This is a genomic window from Psychrobacillus sp. FSL K6-1267 (assembly GCF_038003265.1).
Lineage (GTDB): Bacteria > Bacillota > Bacilli > Bacillales_A > Planococcaceae > Psychrobacillus > Psychrobacillus faecigallinarum.
In genome coordinates, this window is sequence record NZ_JBBOOR010000001.1 from 3,154,932 (window position 1) to 3,173,348 (window position 18,417).

General features: G+C 36.2%; 22 protein-coding genes. 4 read left to right on the forward strand and 18 right to left on the reverse strand.

Annotated features, from left to right (window positions below; translation table 11 throughout):
* The 4 genes from MHB55_RS16215 to MHB55_RS16230 all read right to left on the reverse strand — a co-directional run bounded on the left by MHB55_RS16215 (position 1) and on the right by MHB55_RS16230 (position 3,342).
* Positions 1 to 696: an ABC transporter permease gene (locus MHB55_RS16215; RefSeq protein WP_340863657.1), complete on the reverse strand. Its 696-nt coding sequence runs from the start codon at positions 694 to 696 to the stop codon at positions 1 to 3.
* On the reverse strand, positions 689 to 1,609 hold the full coding sequence (locus tag MHB55_RS16220; RefSeq protein ID WP_154310082.1) for an ABC transporter ATP-binding protein: 921 nt from the start codon (positions 1,607 to 1,609) through the stop codon (positions 689 to 691). The genes MHB55_RS16215 and MHB55_RS16220 overlap by 8 nt, the downstream gene beginning before the upstream one ends.
* Positions 1,610 to 1,709: 100 nt before the next feature.
* Positions 1,710 to 2,645, reverse strand: a complete 936-nt coding sequence (locus tag MHB55_RS16225; RefSeq protein WP_340863658.1) for a sensor histidine kinase — start codon at positions 2,643 to 2,645, stop codon at positions 1,710 to 1,712.
* Between the two features lies 1 nt (position 2,646).
* Positions 2,647 to 3,342, reverse strand: a complete 696-nt coding sequence (locus tag MHB55_RS16230) for a response regulator transcription factor (protein ID WP_154310080.1) — start codon at positions 3,340 to 3,342, stop codon at positions 2,647 to 2,649.
* 213 nt (positions 3,343 to 3,555) lie between these two features.
* On the opposite strand from MHB55_RS16230, the gene MHB55_RS16235 reads away from it, so the two are divergent.
* Positions 3,556 to 4,539 carry a C39 family peptidase gene (locus MHB55_RS16235; RefSeq protein ID WP_340863659.1) on the forward strand — a complete coding sequence of 328 codons (984 nt, stop codon included), beginning with the start codon at positions 3,556 to 3,558 and terminating at the stop codon, positions 4,537 to 4,539.
* A 212-nt stretch (positions 4,540 to 4,751) separates the two neighbouring features.
* Positions 4,752 to 5,144 (forward strand): MFS transporter permease, encoded by a 393-nt coding sequence (locus tag MHB55_RS16240; protein ID WP_340863660.1) that lies wholly within the window; start codon positions 4,752 to 4,754, stop codon positions 5,142 to 5,144.
* A 207-nt stretch (positions 5,145 to 5,351) separates the two neighbouring features.
* On the opposite strand, the gene MHB55_RS16245 is transcribed toward MHB55_RS16240, so the two are convergent.
* The 8 genes from MHB55_RS16245 to MHB55_RS16280 all read right to left on the reverse strand — a co-directional run bounded on the left by MHB55_RS16245 (position 5,352) and on the right by MHB55_RS16280 (position 11,435).
* Entirely contained in the window at positions 5,352 to 6,029 is a 678-nt protein-coding gene (locus tag MHB55_RS16245; RefSeq protein WP_340863661.1) for a hypothetical protein, read from the reverse strand.
* Positions 6,030 to 6,082: 53 nt separating this feature from the next.
* Positions 6,083 to 6,502: a DUF2262 domain-containing protein gene (locus tag MHB55_RS16250; protein ID WP_144539069.1), complete on the reverse strand. Its 420-nt coding sequence runs from the start codon at positions 6,500 to 6,502 to the stop codon at positions 6,083 to 6,085.
* 184 nt (positions 6,503 to 6,686) lie between these two features.
* Positions 6,687 to 7,409, reverse strand: a complete 723-nt coding sequence (locus MHB55_RS16255) for an amino acid ABC transporter ATP-binding protein (RefSeq protein WP_144539071.1) — start codon at positions 7,407 to 7,409, stop codon at positions 6,687 to 6,689.
* Positions 7,402 to 8,058, reverse strand: a complete 657-nt coding sequence (locus MHB55_RS16260; protein WP_144539073.1) for an amino acid ABC transporter permease — start codon at positions 8,056 to 8,058, stop codon at positions 7,402 to 7,404. Before MHB55_RS16260 ends, MHB55_RS16255 begins: the two co-directional genes overlap by 8 nt.
* 46 nt (positions 8,059 to 8,104) lie before the next feature.
* Positions 8,105 to 8,905: a transporter substrate-binding domain-containing protein gene (locus MHB55_RS16265; RefSeq protein ID WP_144539075.1), complete on the reverse strand. Its 801-nt coding sequence runs from the start codon at positions 8,903 to 8,905 to the stop codon at positions 8,105 to 8,107.
* A 22-nt stretch (positions 8,906 to 8,927) separates the two neighbouring features.
* Positions 8,928 to 10,235, reverse strand: a complete 1,308-nt coding sequence (locus tag MHB55_RS16270) for an aspartate aminotransferase family protein (RefSeq protein ID WP_144539077.1) — start codon at positions 10,233 to 10,235, stop codon at positions 8,928 to 8,930.
* A gap of 236 nt (positions 10,236 to 10,471) precedes the next feature.
* A complete protein-coding gene (locus tag MHB55_RS16275; protein ID WP_340863662.1) occupies positions 10,472 to 10,876 on the reverse strand; it encodes a hypothetical protein in 405 nt (134 codons plus the stop codon).
* A gap of 13 nt (positions 10,877 to 10,889) precedes the next feature.
* Positions 10,890 to 11,435 carry a GNAT family N-acetyltransferase gene (locus MHB55_RS16280; protein WP_229654021.1) on the reverse strand — a complete coding sequence of 182 codons (546 nt, stop codon included), beginning with the start codon at positions 11,433 to 11,435 and terminating at the stop codon, positions 10,890 to 10,892.
* A gap of 130 nt (positions 11,436 to 11,565) precedes the next feature.
* On the opposite strand from MHB55_RS16280, the gene MHB55_RS16285 reads away from it, so the two are divergent.
* Positions 11,566 to 12,270, forward strand: coding sequence for a class I SAM-dependent methyltransferase (locus tag MHB55_RS16285; protein WP_340863663.1), 705 nt, complete (start codon positions 11,566 to 11,568; stop codon positions 12,268 to 12,270).
* A gap of 7 nt (positions 12,271 to 12,277) precedes the next feature.
* Here the strand turns inward: MHB55_RS16285 and MHB55_RS16290 are convergent, their stop codons facing one another.
* A complete protein-coding gene (locus MHB55_RS16290) occupies positions 12,278 to 13,126 on the reverse strand; it encodes a DUF2268 domain-containing protein (protein WP_154310073.1) in 849 nt (282 codons plus the stop codon).
* A 163-nt stretch (positions 13,127 to 13,289) separates the two neighbouring features.
* Here MHB55_RS16290 and MHB55_RS16295 point away from each other — a divergent pair, with 163 nt between their 5' ends.
* On the forward strand, positions 13,290 to 13,541 hold the full coding sequence (locus MHB55_RS16295) for a hypothetical protein (RefSeq protein ID WP_340863664.1): 252 nt from the start codon (positions 13,290 to 13,292) through the stop codon (positions 13,539 to 13,541).
* 375 nt (positions 13,542 to 13,916) lie between these two features.
* Here MHB55_RS16295 and MHB55_RS16300 read toward each other — a convergent pair whose 3' ends face one another.
* From MHB55_RS16300 to MHB55_RS16320, 5 genes are all read right to left on the reverse strand, one after another.
* Complete coding sequence (locus MHB55_RS16300; RefSeq protein WP_225216123.1) at positions 13,917 to 14,669, reverse strand: SDR family NAD(P)-dependent oxidoreductase; 753 nt, start codon at positions 14,667 to 14,669, stop codon at positions 13,917 to 13,919.
* Positions 14,670 to 15,002: 333 nt separating this feature from the next.
* Complete coding sequence (locus MHB55_RS16305; RefSeq protein WP_191697612.1) at positions 15,003 to 16,136, reverse strand: bifunctional cystathionine gamma-lyase/homocysteine desulfhydrase; 1,134 nt, start codon at positions 16,134 to 16,136, stop codon at positions 15,003 to 15,005.
* A 3-nt stretch (positions 16,137 to 16,139) separates the two neighbouring features.
* Positions 16,140 to 17,069, reverse strand: coding sequence for a PLP-dependent cysteine synthase family protein (locus MHB55_RS16310; protein ID WP_154310071.1), 930 nt, complete (start codon positions 17,067 to 17,069; stop codon positions 16,140 to 16,142).
* Positions 17,070 to 17,540: an S-ribosylhomocysteine lyase gene (locus MHB55_RS16315; RefSeq protein WP_340863665.1), complete on the reverse strand. Its 471-nt coding sequence runs from the start codon at positions 17,538 to 17,540 to the stop codon at positions 17,070 to 17,072.
* Between the two features lie 13 nt (positions 17,541 to 17,553).
* Positions 17,554 to 18,195, reverse strand: a complete 642-nt coding sequence (locus MHB55_RS16320; protein ID WP_340863666.1) for a class I SAM-dependent DNA methyltransferase — start codon at positions 18,193 to 18,195, stop codon at positions 17,554 to 17,556.
* Positions 18,196 to 18,417: the final 222 nt, after the last annotated feature.

Here is an 18,417-nt window from a genome sequence, read left to right on the forward strand (position 1 = left end):
TTATACTCTTATATCCAGCCTATCAATATTTCGAATAGCAAGATACGCAACGGTTAGGCCAATCACTGCCAACGATAACGGAATTATAATTATATCGTTTAATGAAAAGCTACCATTATTGTTGGAAACAATCATTACTATTAAAATCGAAGTGATAATAGTAGTGGGAATTGAATATTTCTTCATTCCAAAGTAAAGCGGAATTAGTGCCATACATGAGGCAGAAATTGCATTCATCAATACACTCACACTATGTTCTTGCAAAAAGTCAGCTGTTAACGAACCTGGAATTAGCTGATAGTTTACGGTTAGATAGTAGTAGACAGTTGTAATAAAAACATTAGAAATAATAATCCATGTAAAGGTAAAAATAATTATAATTGTCAGCTTTGCTGCTATAAGTTTCTTTCTGCTTATTGGATACATAAATAAAGTAGTAATCGTTTTCTTTTTGAATTCTCCTATTATTAGCTTAGCTATTAGAGTGGAGGCAAAGATGATAAAGGTCGCTCGGACAAAGGATTCGATAACTCCTATAGCCTCTTGATAATTCACAAAGTCAGTATCTCCCTCCATTTTAGATATAAAGGAAATAAGAAACATAAAACCGAGAATAACAAAATTAGCAATTATCGCGCTGCGCGAGTAGGAAGACAACTTAAACTTTTTCATTTCTAGCTTCATCAGTTTAAACACTTACTACACCTCCATTAATAAGCTTCATGAAATAATCCTCCAATGAGCTCGTTTTTTTACTAATGGCCTCAATTTCTATATCATGTTCGTACAATACTTTGGAAATCATTTGTTGAGAGACTGACGATTCATATATTCGAATACAATGATCATCAACCATTTTAAAGTTAACTAGCTGTAATTTGTCGCTCAATAGAAAAGCGGCTTTTTTTCCATCCTGAACGACCAATTCTATATAGTCAGATTGACTTTGAGCTAACTGATTCATAGAGATTTCTTTTATTAGCTTTCCATTATTAATAACACCAATTGTATCTGCTAATTGTTCTATTTCACCTAATATATGACTAGAGACGAGAATCGTAATTCCGTATTCCTTACAAAGCATTCCAAATAATTCTCGCATTTCTTTAATGCCAATGGGATCTAATCCGTTTATTGGTTCATCTAAAATAAGCAATTCTGGCTTTGTGATTATGGCACGCGCAATTCCTAAACGTTGCTTCATTCCAAGGGAAAACTCTTTTACTCGTTTACCTCCTGTATGAAGATTCACCATTTCTAATACTTTCTCTATTTCCTTCTTGTCGTAAAAGCCCATGTACTCACAATGAAGATCCAATGTTTCTCTAGCAGTTAGTTTCTCATAAAATATAGGGTACTCAATTATTGATCCGATTCTTTTAAGTACCTCATATGACCGATCTGTTAGCTTTTCACCAAAAATCTCTATTTCCCCATTTGTTGGCTTTATAAGATTAGTAATCATTTTCATGACAGTTGTTTTACCAGCACCATTAGGACCTAAAAACCCATAAATCTCTCCCTTTTGCACATGCATGTTAACAGAAGATACAACTTCCCTTCCTTCGAATACTTTCGTCAAATGATTGGTTTTCAATATATACGACATTAGAACCCTCTCCCTATTTCTTACTATCCTTAGTATAGGAAATGAACCTCTCTTTTTTATTAATACAATCTTACGAATTTCTTAAGTTCTTCTAGCTTTTTTAATATGTTATTCGTTTCAAGGTAGCTGTAAAGACAGTCTTTTCATAAGGAATACTTGAGAGCTGAATAGAACCTCCCATTATTTCCAGAAGTCGCTTTGTGATCGTTAGGCCAAGACCACTGCCTTGGAAGGATTTGTTTCTAGAATCCTCCATGGTGTATGTTCTTTCAAAGACCCGATCCACATGGTATTCATCAATTCCTTTTCCTTTATCCCAAATATCAATGTAGATGTAAGCTTCGTCATTTCTCAAAGCTAATCCAATTATCTTGCCTTCAGCACCGTATGTTAGAGCATTAGATAAAAGATTGTTCAAAGCCCTATCAATTGCCTCTTCATTACCAAATGCATAAAGTGGGGCTTCTGGAATATCAATTTTAATATCCATATTCATCGCTGTTACCATATCGTAGAAGGTTAGAATGTTCTTACGACATATTTCGTTTATGTTTACCTTAGATAGTGGGTAGTGCTGGTCGCCCGCTTCTATTTTAGCTAAATCAAAAAATGTATGAATAATTTTAAGTACTTCATTTGTTTTAGTATGTAGTTTAAGAAGTAATTGTCTTCTTTCCTCCTCATTTATGGAGTGGTCAATTTCTAGCATTTCAATATATCCAAGAATCACTGTTAACGGTGTTTTTAAATCATGGGATACATTTGAGAGCATCTTCCTCATGGACTCTTCCAACCTTGTATGGGTTACTAAAACCTTTTGTTTTTCAACTAATAGTTCATTAATCATATTTAACAATTGCATGAGCTCTTTATGTTCTGTATGTGCCAAGACTTTCTCTATAGTGTTTTCTTGAACAATCATTTGAAGCTTTTGGTGTGTGTAGGCAATGTTAGAGGTAAGGTTTCTTTTTTCTTTGTATTGAAAAAAAATGAAACCAATTAACAATGCAATTATGATAAATAATATAAGCACCATATCAGAAACCTTCCAACTTATAGCCAATCCCCCACAAAGTCTTTATATACCTTGGGTTAGAGGGTTCTACTTCAATTTTCTCCCGAAGCCTTCTCATATGCACATTAATAATATTTTCATCCCCATAATATTCATCTTTCCAAACTAGCTGATAAATTTGTTGTTTAGTAAATACACGGTTTTGATTGGCAGCAAATAACTTTAAGATAGCAAACTCTTTTGCAGTTAGTTTTAAATTTTCATTTCCTTTAGTAACAGTAAAATTCTTAACATCTATTTTTAAATCTCCTATTATAAGGACATCCTCGCTTACATTTAGCTCCTTTGAATATTTTGTGGCTCTTCTTATAGCAGCCTTAACTCTGGCAGAAAGCTCGAGTAACGAAAAAGGCTTGGCAAGATAATCATCTGCCCCTAATCCCAGTCCTAATGCTTTGTCCACATCGCTATCCTTTGCTGACATGATTAGTATAGGTACAGCGCTTTTCTCACGAATAATTCTCAGCACTTCCAAGCCATCTAATTTGGGCATCATAATATCTAAGATAACTAAGTCATAGGCTGACACCACATTTTGTTGGACTGCAGCTTCTCCGTTATTTACGGTAGTAATTAGAAAACCTTCACTTCTTAAATACTTTTCTACCATCTCACAAATAGATTCATCGTCTTCAACTAATAAAATACGTTTAGGCATTCCTTTACACCTCTTATATACGCTTTTTCTCTTAATCATATCTAATTAATGGAAGTAAATATATATATAAACTAATTTTTCTCACATGTTTATTTTAATAAGCCACTTCAAAATAAATTAAAAAAATAATATAAATTTATCTATTGAATTGTATCCTACTTTCTATATAATAAATTCTTGTGTTTCAAAAAAATATGAAAAGGATGGGGATAAATGAAAAGAACCCTTACAGCAGTTTTAGCATCCGCAATGCTATTATTATCTGCGTGCTCAGAGAACACAGATTTACAAGCGGAGGTTAACAAGGAAGTAGACACAAAAGCGTCAGCCGAAACTACTGTGGCAGTTAAACCAACAATGATTAAAGGCGAAGACTATGATGAAATGGGCGGTGCTGATGCATATGCAGAAGCAGGCGACAATGCAGAGTCTCGTTACTTCAAAGCACCTGATTTTTATAACATGAAATCAGATGATCAATTACTACTAATCGAAAATTTTCAAACGATGCAGCAAACAACGGAATGGTCTTGTGGTCCAGCAACAGCTTTAATGGTTGCTAATCATTTTGGATATACGGAAATGACGGAGATGGATATTGCAGAGCAGATGAAAGCAATGACCGACTTAGACACTCCGGGGGCTAAACCTGGTTCAGCAAATAACTTCCCTGAATATGGAACTGACGTTAGCCAGCTTCACAACTTCTTTACTAGTTTAGAAGGCTTTGAAGTTGTTGAGACAAGCTATAAAGTGAATTATTCAACAGAGGATATTATTCAAGAAACAGATGGAGCAACTGGAAACAATGTAGGAAACCTACCTGCTACCTTCACGTGGAATAGCTTATATGCTTCTGAAAACAGCGATACAACCGAAGCTTGGGTTACAGATGCAAAGGATAGCTACTTTGTTAAGTGGTTAACTAGCCACCTTTCCAACGACCGTCCAATTATGGTTGAGTGGGCAGATTGGGACGGACATTGGCAAGCAATCATTGGCTATGATAATAATGGTACACCTGGTATTGGTGATGACATGCTCATCTTTGCTGACCCGTATGATACATCAGACCATTGGCAGGATGGATATTACTTCTATCCTTTAGAAAGATGGTTTGGACAATGGAATGATCGTAATATTGCGCCGAAGCCATTCCAATTACAGCCTTACATCGTTGTAGATTATAAAAAATAAATTATAAAGAGAGCAATGACTACCGTCAAAGCTCTCTTTTTTTGTTACCCCAACTTCCAAAACCAACATCCATACATCTATACGAAGGTCTTCCTACTAACCACTGAACAGTTTCTAAAAATCTGTCGATTGCTTTCATTCACCTATTTTCATATGATAATAAAGCAAATAGACAACACATTGTTCAGTAATTAAGTAAAGGAGAATGTAAAATGAATAAAAAATATATTTTTATGTTTGGTTCATTAATTATAGCTATTGGATTGATGCTTGCAGCCGTAATTACCAACGACGACATAGTATCTTATCTAATGATATTCTTTTGTGTAGGATTAGGGCTAGCTTTACTGCGTTTATTAGTGAATAGTGCTATCAAAAAAATGAAGGGGAAAAGCATTTGGACTAAACTCCTATTCTTCACTGTTCTCCTAGGGTTTGGTCTACCTTTCCAAAACTGGTTCCGCAAAGATGTGATTTTTGCCATGGACTCTGATTATATCCTTCGCTGCATTGTCATTACTGTTATGGGAGTTATTTTCATGACCTTCCTTTTCGGGATGTTGTTCTCTAAAAAACGTCAGACACAAGTTGAAATAGTCGAGTAAGCTAATAAAAAGAAGCACCATCATCCAAATAAGTGAATGAAGGTGCTTCTACTATTTTTTTAAAGGATCATGTAGTTCGTTAACTACAAACTTCAACATTTACTATTTTAATGTTCAGAGCTTGTTATTTTTATAATTGTTTTAGTAAATACGTACAAATTGGGTCTATATAATCGGCCTTTGGATGTTCACTTAACAACAGTCTAGTTAACTCCTGTTATATTTTATAGTTTCTAGTCTCTTAAACTCTGGAGTACTCCCTAAACTATATAAATCATTTTTGTATTTTTCATGTATTTCTTTTACTTCTTTAGAGGTTAAATCGATAGTTACTTGATAAAGTAAAACCAATGATTTACCTCCACGTTTGATCAACCATGGTCTTAATGGAGATTTACATTTCGTTTTAGTTAGGTCAATGCCTAGCTCTTCTTGAATCTCCCTTTCAATGTTTTTATGTATATTGATATACCCTTCTTCTAAATCATTTTCGTCTAATCCACCAGCAGCAAATTGAATTCGATCCGGATTAGCTGTTCCTTCATTCATATGACCAAAAACTATATATTGGTCCGAAGTAAGGATGAGTGTAGCGGGGTAGACAACAATACAGTCATACTGAGATGGTAACTCCAGTTTCCTACTATAAAGAAAATGGGCATAATCAGTATGGGTAAGGGAAATAAGTAGATTCTTTTCATTCTCTTGAACTTGATCAATACTAAAAACCTTTCCTCGATTGAATATCCCTTTTCTGTTAACATTCTCCCAGTATTGATTTATTTTTGTTCTTATTTCGCCTGGTAAATCTATCGGCTTATCTAAAACATTTATCCTTATATTTGTAGGTATCTTTTCTAAACTAATATTATCGGAAAACTCCATATGTAACCTCTACTCTCAGTTATTTATTCATCTCGCCCAACAACAAATTAATCTCATCCAAAAATTTGAGCATCTTGATATAAACCGTTCTCATCAATATCTACTACTATCGTGTGTCCCCAAAATAAGTCTCCATCGTCATAATATAATTCTGCGTTTCCCTCACAAAAGATTAACATTCCCTGCATTTTAATTCGTTTTTTAAATTCATCCTTATTGGTCATTCTTCCTTCATTCCACACTTCGTTATGTAGCTGCAGTAAATCCTCTGCTATTTTTTCTTTATATAATTCCTCAGAGACTTTTATTGTTTCAAAGGTATTTTCAGCTACTTCAAATACTAAATCTTTATCAAATGACTCAACAGATATAGTTACATCTATAAAATAACCTTTCTGTATTTCGACTTTTCCCTCATAATTACCCCTGTCTATATCAAAGGTTAGAACATCAAAAATACATTTATTTTCCACATTTTACCTCCCATTATTACTCTTCCCTATCTAACAGCTACTCAGTTTATGTATAACAATATTCTCTTTAATTCTACAAATACAGCACTAATACCTTTTTCAGTCATCCTTGCAATTTATTAATGCTAAAAAAGACAGCAAGCTCCAAATTATTGAGCTTGCTGCCGTTTGAATACATATTTTCTTATAAAACCTTTTCTAGGAATTCTTTTGCACGCTCCGATTTTGGAGAACTAAAGAATTCATTTGGTGGTGTGTCCTCTACTAATACTCCACCATCCAAAAATAAAATACGATCTGCTACCTCTTTGGCAAAGTTCATCTCGTGTGTCACGATAATCATCGTCATTCCTGATTCAGCTAAATCCTTCATAACCGCCAAAACCTCTTTTACCATCTCTGGGTCTAGGGCAGATGTCGGTTCATCGAATAGCATCACAGAAGGGTTCATCGCTAAGGCACGGGCAATAGCTACACGTTGCTTTTGTCCTCCTGACAAGCGATTTGGATATTCTGAACGTTTCTCAAAGAGTCCAACCTTTCTTAAAAGGTCCTCAGCAGTGGCTGTCGCCTCTGCCTTTGATTTCCCTTGAACCTGCATTGGTGCATAAGTTAGATTCTCTAATACCGTTTTATGAGGAAACAGATAAAAATGCTGAAAGACCATTCCTACATTTTCACGTACCTTCATAATATTTGTTTTTTTATCCGTCACGACATCATTTCCAATACTAATAACACCGCTTGTTGGGATTTCTAAAAGATTCAAGCAACGCAAAAAGGTAGACTTACCAGAACCGGATGGTCCAATGATTGCAATTACTTCCTGTTCCTTTATTTCCGTGGAAATGTTCTTTAAGACTTCATTTTTTCCAAATGATTTATATAATTTTTCTACTTTAATCACTTCTACTCATCCTCTTTTCTAGCTTCTTGCCAAGGAATGATAAAATAAGTGTAAGAATATAGTACATCACTCCGGCAATCATTAATGCCTCTAAATAACGATAAGAAGAACCACCAACGACATAAGCACGACGCATTATATCTAAAGCCCCGATCACTGTTACAATTGCAGATTCCTTCGTTAAAGTTATAAATTCATTCATAAGAGCAGGCATGATATTTTTCATAGCTTGTGGCAGGATAATATCCTTCATCATCTTTGCGTATGGAATGCCTAAAGCTAATGAAGCTTCCAACTGGCCTTTATCAACAGCATTGATACCTCCACGAATAATCTCTGAGATATACGCACCAGAGTTTAAACCAAATGCAATTATTGCTGCAGGCATTGGCTCAATATTAATATCAAAAAGCTGAGGAATTGCATAATAAATAATCATCAATTGTAAAACGAGTGGAGTTCCTCGAAAAATGGACGTATAAAAGTCTGCAAACCATCTCAATGCGGTAATTTTACCAATTTTACATAGAGCCAATAAAATACCTAAAACTAATCCGATAATTGTGGCTCCAACAACTATTTGAAGTGTAACACCTATTCCTTTTGCAATATAAGGAATAGAGGGAACGACTGCAGAAAAATCTAACATATCGTTACCCTCCTTTCTATCTAACTATTATATTTTTTATGCTAAATTATTCTGCTTCTACTACAAACCATTTTTCTCTAAGCTCATCAATTTTTCCTTCTTCAATTAGCTCATTGATAGCATTATCAAATTTCTCTTTAAGTTCACTGCCTTCTGGAAATACAGCTGCCTTATAATCGATTTCATCTACTACTACTGGGAAGAATGTAAGGTCATCATTACGCTTTACATAGTTTTCTGCAACAATATCTTCAATGATTGCACCATCGAAACGCTTTGTCATTAATTCTTGAATAACCTCTGGTATTAAGTTGCGGCTCTCCACTTTCATATCTACTGTTTGCGCTACTTCATTCGCTAGCTCTTCTTGAATAGATGAAATTTGAACACCAACTGTTTTACCAGCTAAATCTTCCACTGATTTAATGCCACTATCTTTTTTAGTTACGACCATTTGCACTGTTTCGTTATAAGGAACAGAGAAGTCAACTACTTTGTCGCGTTCCTCTGTTGGTGTCATTCCTGATAATACGAAGTCTAATTTACCTGCTTGAATCGCTGGGATTAATCCGTTAAAATCGATGTTTTCCACTTCAATCTCATATCCTAGTTTTTCCCCGATTAAATTTGCTAGATCAATATCAAAACCGATAATTTCTTCACCTTTTGCAGTGTCCACATATTCAAATGGTGGATAATCAGCTGAAGTACCCATTTTTAAAACTTGTTTTTCTTCTGAAGGAGATGATGCATTACCAGAATCTTTCGCCGTATCCTCTTTTGTTCCACATGCTGCTAGAATTGCTATAATCATTGCTAATATAACTAAAAGTAATTTATTTTTCATGATTGTTACTCCTTTTTCTATTTTATTTTGTTTCATTTGTATATCGAATAATTGCTTTTTCAAGCATTTTTAATCCATCATCAATTTGTTCCTTTGTTACTGTTAATGGAGGAATCATACGAATAACTTCTCCCACGTTTCCACAGAGATAGAAGAGCACACCTTCCTCTAATGCGTAATCGAGAATTTTCATGACTGCCTGTCCATCTGGCTCTCCTGTTTCAAGGTTGGAGATTTCAATTCCGATCATTAAGCCGACAGAGCGAACATCACTAATTATCGCGTATTTTGCTTTTAGCTCATTTAATTTCTTCGTTGCATACGCCCCTACCACTTTAGAGTTTTCAACTAAGTTTTCCTCGTGAAAAATTTCTAATGTGGTCAATGCCACAGAACACGCTATCGGATTTCCACCGAAAGTAGTTCCATGCATACCAATTGGCCATTTCTTCATTAACTCTTTAGAAGCAACAGTTGCACTAAGTGGCAGCCCAGAGGCGATTCCTTTAGCGATGGCCATGATATCGGGAGTTACTCCAAAATATTGGGAAGCAAACCATTCACCAGTTCGACCAAATCCAGTTTGAACTTCATCAAATATTAATAGTATTCCATGTTCATCACATATCTCTCGGATTCTCTTTACCCAAGATTTAGGAGGGATAATGTAGCCGCCCTCGCCTAGAACTGGTTCTAAAATAACGCATGCAACCTCTTCAGGAGTTACCTGATGCTTAAAGAGCCGCTTGAAATCTTTTTCTAACTGCTCTACACAGTATACTTCCGGGTCCATACCCTCTGGACAGCTCTTCGCGTCTGCATAAGGAATTTGGTAGGATAAATGCGATGGCTGTAAAAATTTCCGATACTTGCTTTTGGATGTTGTAACGCTTAATGCACCAAGTGAACGTCCATGAAAACAGCCTGTAAACGAAACCACATAAGGTCTTTCAGTGACAAACTTCGCTAGCTTTAAAGCCCCTTCAATAGCTTCGGTTCCGCTATTTGCAAAAAAGAAACAATCTAAATCTCCAGGCAACACTTCACCAAGATTTTTGGAAAGCTGGAGAATGGATTCATACATGATGACACCTGACGGACCATGTACTAATTGATCGGCAGCATCCTTGATGCTTTGAACGATTTTAGGATGACGATGCCCAGTATTCGTTACGGCTATACCTGAAGTAAAATCTAAATATTTTTTACCGTCTGCACCAAAATAATAACAGCCTTCTTCCTTGACTATTGGGATATTAGGATGGTCCTTTGCCATACTAGGTGCCAGAAAGTCTTCCATATTATCATATAAATTCAACCAATTACTCATATTGCTCACCTTCGCTTTTCTTCTACTATCATTTTCAAGATAGAATCATAGAATATATATTTAAATATTTATTAGCTAATGGATTTTTCTAATATTTATATAATATATGCCTTTATGTATAATTATACAATAGTAAATTTATGCAAAATAAAAGTTTAAATATGTCGTATTTTCAAATTAAAAATAATTAGTATTTTCAAGAGTACACTCTCTTCTTACTGAAGAGAGTGCTTACCTCAAATATGCTCCGTAATTTCTCGTGTCAACAACCATTGTCCCTTTATCTCTTCCCAATCCTCTAACGTAAAAAAACGAGTTAACTCTTGTCCGTTCTTTTCAATAATCATCTCATAAAATACTACGAACCTACCTGCATCACGCTGTCTAATAATTCGATGTTCAAATCTTTTTTTGGCGCCCTGTAAGGCTTCCACTGACTCCCTCATCCCCTGTACAGCTTCTGGACGGTCAAAGAACTCTGGCCTTTCAACATGACCATTAAAAAAAGTAACATAGTAATTTTGAGTCATAATTTCAAGACCTTCAGTTTTACCGGTAGACATTGCTACATTCCATGCTTGAATAAAGTCATCATGCACTTGTGTGAACTGTTCTACGGACTTTTGAAAAACATCTGCCATCAAATCCCCCCTATTATTTTGTCATCCTATCCCGGCTCAAACTGCTATAGAGAAAAGAGTCTCTCCAGCCGTCCTTCAATAAAATATTTTCTCTTAATAATCCTTCCTGTATCATACCTACTTTCTTTAAAACCTTTTCTGATGCAATATTTCGGACATCACAAGTAGCAGAAATACGGTTTAGCTTCAGCTTTTTAAATCCAAAATCAAGTAGTAAATGCGCAACCTGTGTAGCTATACCGTTACCCCAAAAGTTTGGATGTATTATATAGCCCATTTCTCCATTCTTATTGGCGTAATCTACATGAAATAGTTCTCCAGCTCCAATCATCTTATTACTTGTCTTTTCTACAACAGCAAACACATACCTAGTTCTTTTATCTTTCATAACGTCAGCTAAGACTTCCTTCAAGTAAGTTTTAGTGTCTTCGATACTATTTGGTCCCCAAGGCTGGTATTTGCAAACCTCTTCGTTAGATGCATAACCATGAATATCCATGAGAAAGCCATCTGTCATTTCAGTTAAGTATATGGTGTTGTTTTCTAGTCCATTCTCCATTTGAGGAATCTCCTATTTCTATTTACTTTCTTATGTTATTCTCCTTTATACGTTATTTTCCCTTTAATCTACCTAGCTAATTAGTTATTTGACGCATATGCTATTTATAATGAAAACGGGAGGTTGCTTCATGTCAAACAAATACCTAGATTTACTATCATATTTTGGAATTGGAAGTGCTCATCCAGGTGGGTTTGGATTAACACAATTTCTTTTAAGAAAAGAGAAAATTCAAGCGTCTGAGTCTGTTTTAGATATTGGTTGTGGAACAGGAAAAACCTCTGCGTTTTTGTCTACTAAGTATGGTTGCAGTGTAACAGCTGTTGATAACCATCCACTTATGATAAAAAAAGCTCGGGAGCGTTTGGATTTACTGGAGGGTACCATTCATTTAATCGAAGGGGATATCGAACACTTAAATTTAGAAGAGAATTCTTATGATGTCATTATTTCCGAATCAGTCCTTGTATTTACTAACATAGGCAATACCTTAAGTGAAATAGCTCGAATGCTAAAGAAGGATGGCAGGCTACTATTGATTGAAATGACTGGCACCTCCAATCTTTCGGAGCAAGTAAAGGAGAAAGTGAAGGAGCTCTATGGCGTTCAACAGCTATTTAGTGAGGAAGAGTGGAAAGATTGTTTGCAAAAGGCAGGATTTCAGCATATTGAAATGCTTGAGCCTCCAGTCAATATGGAACAAATAGACATCGACGACATAAATCCATCCAGCGAAATAGATATGTCACTTTATGATCTTTGGGATGAGCATAACCAATTTCTAAATGAATATAGTGACCTAGTAGGCTACCGGATTTTTAGATGTCGTCTATAGATATCTATTAACCTTTAATTGAAAAACTAGATCCTGCAATAATTTCCTTTGCTGTTTTCCGGTATAGTTCCCCATTTGGGAATGGCCCCTGTTTTTTTACAAAGGAATCTACTAAATGAAAGCCAATATGATACCCTATCCATTTTGGAAAGGGACTTCTAGGTTGGCCAAATAGAAAGATCTGATGATTTTTTATATCCTTTACTTTTAAAGAGGGAATAAAATGCTTTTTCCATATTTCTAGTGCTTCATCGTGTGAATAGAGTTCAATCCATGGGGCTAACCTTTTTGCTCCACAAACCTCTTTTACTGCATATTCCCCCAGACCTTCAATTATGAGAGAATCCTCCAAGGTTGTTTTTAAAGGAGAAAGGTTCAAAAATTGGAGCCTGCAAACATGATTATATTCATGTACCAGGGAAGCTTTGATTTCCTCATCAGAAAGATCCTTAGACACAAATAAAAACAATGCCTTTTTATAGGCCACGCCATTTTTAACTGGTAAGGGCTCTCTTGCCTGGCCTGTGCCTCTTATTTTAATAGGGAAGATATAAATCGGCACCTTGGGACCATTCCACAGTTTTCTTAAATGCTTATATTCATTATTTACTAGCTCCCATACTTTCCTTTCCTCCATTTTTTCTACAATGCTTTTCACTTCCTGCCATTCGTTTGGTTCAAATAATCCAAATCGTAGAAGTTCATAATGAATTGCTTCTCTATTTGTCTTAGGGAAAATATCCATCAGTGGCTCACATAGAAATTCACCCTGAAGCTGATAGACATCTTTCCTCTCTTCTTTTTCGCATGATTCAATAAATTCATATAACCAACTAGAAGTTTTGATAACAGCCAACCTATCATTCCTTTCTCATTTCCTATTATAAGTTCAGGTTTTGTATAAATCTTAAAACTATTAAGCCTAGTATTCATAGACGATTGTCTACTGTGAAAACTTCCATACGGCATATGTTATAGAACATACTTGTATGTAATTTTTTGAGAGAGGGGGACAAAAAATGAATCAATCACAAACATATGATTTATGCTGTAGATACCATGGAAAAAGAGTAAGAATTACGGACAACCAAGGTAGAACACATGTAGGACAAATTACAAAGGTAGATCGAGATATGGTATGGATTCGGCCTAACAATAACTTTGGAGGATATGGATTAGGTTGGGGCTGGGGCTTCGGACCAGGATTTGGTTTCGGTATTGCATTAGGAACAATTACTGGAATCGCTTTAGCTGGGGCATTTTTCTGGTAATATTTCTTTTTTAACACTTCTTAAAAAGGGAATGGGCTAAGACCTATTCCTTTTTCATTTTAGATTAAATTGTATTAAATGCCCGTTGCATGTAAAAGAAAATTCAGATTCTCTTGTGATAAATGCTTTCTACGCGCGGATTTATACCGATGGATTTGATGCCTGCCACTACAATTACATATTAATAAATGTTAGTGCTTTACCGGTAAAGTGCTGTTGACTCGAATGCTCTTAATTAGTATGTCTTCCTGTTTGCCGAACAGTGTTGTTGCTGATCTTAAGGCGTTTAAGATACAGATGTTCTTGAATTTAAAAAGCATACCACATAAGCGGTATGCCTTAATGTTATAGTATGCAATTGTCCAAATAAGTTACCTAGATAGCAGTAAATCCTCCATCAATTGGTACGACAGCACCATTAATGTATTTAGCCTCGCTCATCAATAAAAAGGAAACCAATTCAGCAACTTCCTCTGGTTGTCCTAAACGACGTTGTGGAATTGTAGCGGAAACTGCCTTAAATACATCTGGATTCATTTCTCTATATTGTTTAACCATAGGGGTTTCAGTAGATCCTGGAGCTACTGCGTTAATTTGAATTCCCTGATTTGCATATTCGGCTGCTAAAGATTTGGTAACACCGACTATACCATGCTTTGTTGCTGAATAACTTACTACACTGTCCTGTCCTACCAATCCAGCCGTAGAGGAAGTATTAACTATGCTACCTCCCCCATTTTTAATCATTTCCGGTAGTACATAATATAGGCCGTATAAGGCACCTCTTAAGTTAATATCCAAAACAAGATCAATTTGCTCAATCGAATTGTCCAAGAATTTTTTACCTGGCCCTGAGATTCCTGCATTATTAAAGAACATATCTACCGAGCCAAAGGTGCTCACTGTTTTGTCTACGTACTGCTTAACCTCTTCAGCATTAGTAACATCTGCCTTGATAAAGATGCCCTTAGCTCCTTTTTCTTCAATCAAACGAACAGTTTCGTTCCCTTGCTCCTCTGACACATCAATAATGCTAATATTGACGCCTGACTCTGCAAGTTTTAAGGCTGTTGCTCGACCCAGCCCGCCACCGCCACCTGTAATGATTGCTGTCTTACTTGTACTCATATACATAACTCCCTTCTTACGTTAGCTTTCACTTATTAAATTCCCTAAACTAAACTCATAAAACATTATTTCAATATAGTAGGGAACTATAAAGTCTCTCGTATTATTATGATATAAAATTCCTTCATCATACTTGAGTTAATTTCATAACACCTATTTTTATGAAGACATACGAACAATTAAGAAGAGAACAATTATATATGCAATATTTTCTAAAATTATAATTTAATTAATTTCTTGGCAAAGTGCTATAAAAAAACCCCGTAAAAATTAGATTAGTGTCTAACTTTTACGGGGCAGTTCATAACAAAGGTGGTGTGTTTTTTTATTTACTTAAGCTAATGCTTGCTCTAAGTCCTCAATTAAATCCTCTACATCCTCGATGCCTACAGAAATACGAACTAACCCATCGGTAATGCCCAATTCTGCTCTGCGGTCACTCGGTATTGATGCGTGAGTCATACGAGCAGGCACAGAGATTAAACTCTCTACTGCTCCTAAACTTTCGGCAAGAGTAAAGTATTGAAGCTTCGCTAAAAGTTCATCTGCCTTTTCAGCACTTCCGACATCAAAGGAAATCATGCCTCCAAAGCCAGTAGTTTGTTTTTTCATTAGTTCATGCCCTGAATGGGTAGAAAGTCCAGGATAAAATACTTTCCCAACCGCCTCATGCTCATTTAAAAATTCTGCAATTCGCTGGGCACTTTCATTGTGCTCTTCCATGCGTAGCCCTAATGTTTTAATACCACGCATCAATAGCCATGAATCCTGTGGACCTAATACTGCTCCAACTGAGTTTTGAACAAAATGCAGTTCGTTAGCTAACTCTTCAGAATTAACTACAGCTAGGCCAGCCACTACATCACTATGACCGCCTAAATACTTTGTAGCACTATGCACAACAATATCGGCACCTAGAGAAATTGGTTGTTGGAAATAAGGTGTCATGAACGTGTTGTCGACAATAGTTAACAGCCCTTTCTCCTTTGCATATTTTGCGACTGCCTCTATGTCAGTAACCTTAAGCAAAGGATTTGTTGGAGTTTCTAAGAAAATAGCCTTTGTATTATCTGTAATAGCAGCCTCCACATTGGCAAGGTCTCCAGTATCGACGAATGTTGCGTCAATTCCAAAACGGTTCAATACTTTAGAAATAACTCGAAAAGTCCCACCATAAACATCATCTGTTAATATCACATGGTCTCCCTTGCTAAAGAGCATCATTATAGAGCTTGTTGCTGCCATGCCTGAGGAAAAAGCAAAACCTGCTACCCCTCCCTCTAAATCACTAATCAAGACTTCTAATGCATGACGAGTCGGATTACCAGTACGTGAATATTCGTATCCCTTAAATTTACCTACTGCCTCTTGCTTATACGTACTTACTTGGTAAATCGGTGTAGACACTGCCCCTGTTGCTTCATCTCCAACGATCCCTGCATGAATAAGCTTTGTTTTTGCGCGCATATTTTATTCCTCCTTGAATAATTCATATACCTTCTGACTCAAATATCGTTCGCTAGAATCTGGGAAGATGGTTACGATATGGCTTCCTTCTTTAGCTACCTCAGCTTCCTTAATGGCTGCATAGAATGCTGCGCCAGAGGAACTTCCAACCAGTAAACCCTCTTTCTTCGATAGTCTACGTAACTCGGAAAAGGCATTCTTATCACTTACAGTATGAATTGCATTGAAGTAGGATGAATCCATAAACTTCGGTAAAAATTCCATACCGATACCTTCCGTTGTATGAGAACCAGCTTCTCCTCCATTCAAGATGGATCCAACTGGCTCAACAATTACTGTTTTGATTTTTTCATTCCGTTGCTTTAAAAAGATGGAAGTACCCATAAAGGTACCTCCTGAACCAGCACCTGCCACAAACACATCGATTTGACCTTCTAAATCCCTCCAAAGCTCTGGGCCCAGAGTTTGAACATAAGTGTTCGGGTTAGCTGGATTGGAAAACTGCGATGGTGAAAATGCATTAGCTGTTTTCTCCACCAACTCCTGAGCTTTTTTAATGGCCCCCTGCATACCCAATGATGTATCCGTATTGATGACATCTGCACCTAGCGCCCGCATCAGTGTTTGCTTTTCTTGACTGAATTTTTCTGGAACGACAAATACAACATTATATCCCTTTCCAATGGCAGCGAGTGCAAGTCCTATCCCTGTATTTCCAGCTGTAGGCTCAACAATCGTCCCACCCGGCACAAGTCTACCTGATTTCTCGGCATCCTCTATTAAAGACAAACCTAATCGATCCTTTATGCTTCCTCCAGGGTTTAAGTATTCTAATTTTGCAAAAATACGACAATTGTTTGGAATTGAAATGTTTGTTATTTCGATAAGTGGTGTATTTCCAATTAACTCCTGGACATTTCGATAAATATTCATTTATGCTTCCTCTTTGTAAATTAGTCGCCATTCGTCTTTTTTCTCTAGCATTTCAGAAGCAATTTCTTTTGCCCCTTCTAAGCTATGACTTGCAGCCCATCCACACTGTACCTCATTACAAGCTGGGACCTCGGTCGCCTGAAGAACATCCTCTAATGTTTTTTCAAGAATTTCTAAAATTTCATCGTAATTCTCATGGTTGATCACAGAGAGGTAAAATCCTGTTTGACAGCCCATTGGACTTAAATCCACCACTTGTTCCGTATGATTGCGAATATTTTCAGCCATCAGATGCTCAAGTGAGTGTAATCCCGGCATTTCCATATGCACTTTGTTTGGTTGTTTAAATCGGATATCATATTTGTATATTTCATCTCCATTGATACCTTCTTTTTTTCCTGCTAGGCGTACGAATGGTGCGACTACTTTTGTATGGTCTAGGTTAAAGCTTTCTACGTTCATTTTTTTCATCATTATTCGCTCCTTATTTTTTCGTTGCGTCCATGATCCAGACATAATCATTCATCTTCGAGAAGTGTGCCTGAAATCCTGCTTCTTCAAATAATTTCGTTAAAATTGGAATGGTCGTATAGTATTCTCGTTCTAAATCGTCCGCTACATTATGAAAATTTCTAGATCTTTCTTTTTTTATCTGGTCCTGCTTTGCTTCCTCTGTGATAAATGCGGTATCCGCAAACACGACCTTGCCATTTTCCCTCAGAAGCTCTGAATATAGCTTTAGAGCCATTCCTTTTTCTTCATCCGTCAGGTGATGAAATACAAAAGAGCTGACAATAGAATCCACATGAGATTTCCCTATTTCAAACTGTAATAGGTCACCATCAATTATTTCTCTTTTTGGGAAACGTTCTGCTGTCATCTCTCTCATTTTTTCGTTCGGCTCGATGCCAATGACAGAAAAATCTTTTTCAACTAACTTCGCCGTCAAATTACCAGTTCCTGTACCAAATTCAACGACAGAATTCCCCGAAACACGATTGACTACTTCATTTAAAATAGTGTCATAGCCTTCAAAAACATCACGATACTCAGGATCCTTTCCTGACACCGAAGCCTCGTATGAATCTGCCCATCCATCAAAAATATCTACAAATTCTCTACCCATTCGTTAAAACCCCTTTTAATAAGTATATTAAACCAAGTTGTTTACTTTGTTTTAACACTTTTATTTATATCATATTCAGCAGACGAATAAAAGGAAGATGTTTCTATTTTTATACCCCTTCTCTATACAAAAAAACAAAAAGAGCAAACCAGATAAAGGTTTGCTCTAGAATTTTTATAGAAATGTAAATTTATTTTAGCTATCGCTGACTGATGTTTTAAA

Bases quoted from the DNA above. Each gene is read 5' to 3' on its own strand.
- MHB55_RS16315 (WP_340863665.1), bottom strand. From the start codon at position 17,540: ATGAAAAAAATGAACGTAGAAAGCTTTAACCTAGACCATACAAAAGTA.
- MHB55_RS16280 (WP_229654021.1), bottom strand. From the start codon at position 11,435: ATGGAGAATGGACTAGAAAACAACACCATATACTTAACTGAAATGACA.
- MHB55_RS16285 (WP_340863663.1), top strand. From the start codon at position 11,566: ATGTCAAACAAATACCTAGATTTACTATCATATTTTGGAATTGGAAGT.
- MHB55_RS16320 (WP_340863666.1), bottom strand. From the start codon at position 18,195: ATGGGTAGAGAATTTGTAGATATTTTTGATGGATGGGCAGATTCATAC.
- MHB55_RS16300 (WP_225216123.1), bottom strand. From the start codon at position 14,669: ATGAGTACAAGTAAGACAGCAATCATTACAGGTGGCGGTGGCGGGCTG.
- MHB55_RS16245 (WP_340863661.1), bottom strand. From the start codon at position 6,029: ATGGAGTTTTCCGATAATATTAGTTTAGAAAAGATACCTACAAATATA.
- MHB55_RS16265 (WP_144539075.1), bottom strand. From the start codon at position 8,905: ATGAAAAATAAATTACTTTTAGTTATATTAGCAATGATTATAGCAATT.
- MHB55_RS16225 (WP_340863658.1), bottom strand. From the start codon at position 2,645: ATGGTGCTTATATTATTTATCATAATTGCATTGTTAATTGGTTTCATT.
- MHB55_RS16230 (WP_154310080.1), bottom strand. From the start codon at position 3,342: ATGCCTAAACGTATTTTATTAGTTGAAGACGATGAATCTATTTGTGAG.
- MHB55_RS16240 (WP_340863660.1), top strand. From the start codon at position 4,752: ATGAATAAAAAATATATTTTTATGTTTGGTTCATTAATTATAGCTATT.
- MHB55_RS16260 (WP_144539073.1), bottom strand. From the start codon at position 8,058: ATGTTAGATTTTTCTGCAGTCGTTCCCTCTATTCCTTATATTGCAAAA.
- MHB55_RS16305 (WP_191697612.1), bottom strand. From the start codon at position 16,136: ATGCGCGCAAAAACAAAGCTTATTCATGCAGGGATCGTTGGAGATGAA.
- MHB55_RS16310 (WP_154310071.1), bottom strand. From the start codon at position 17,069: ATGAATATTTATCGAAATGTCCAGGAGTTAATTGGAAATACACCACTT.
- MHB55_RS16220 (WP_154310082.1), bottom strand. From the start codon at position 1,609: ATGTCGTATATATTGAAAACCAATCATTTGACGAAAGTATTCGAAGGA.
- MHB55_RS16295 (WP_340863664.1), top strand. From the start codon at position 13,290: ATGAATCAATCACAAACATATGATTTATGCTGTAGATACCATGGAAAA.
- MHB55_RS16235 (WP_340863659.1), top strand. From the start codon at position 3,556: ATGAAAAGAACCCTTACAGCAGTTTTAGCATCCGCAATGCTATTATTA.
- MHB55_RS16270 (WP_144539077.1), bottom strand. From the start codon at position 10,235: ATGAGTAATTGGTTGAATTTATATGATAATATGGAAGACTTTCTGGCA.
- MHB55_RS16275 (WP_340863662.1), bottom strand. From the start codon at position 10,876: ATGGCAGATGTTTTTCAAAAGTCCGTAGAACAGTTCACACAAGTGCAT.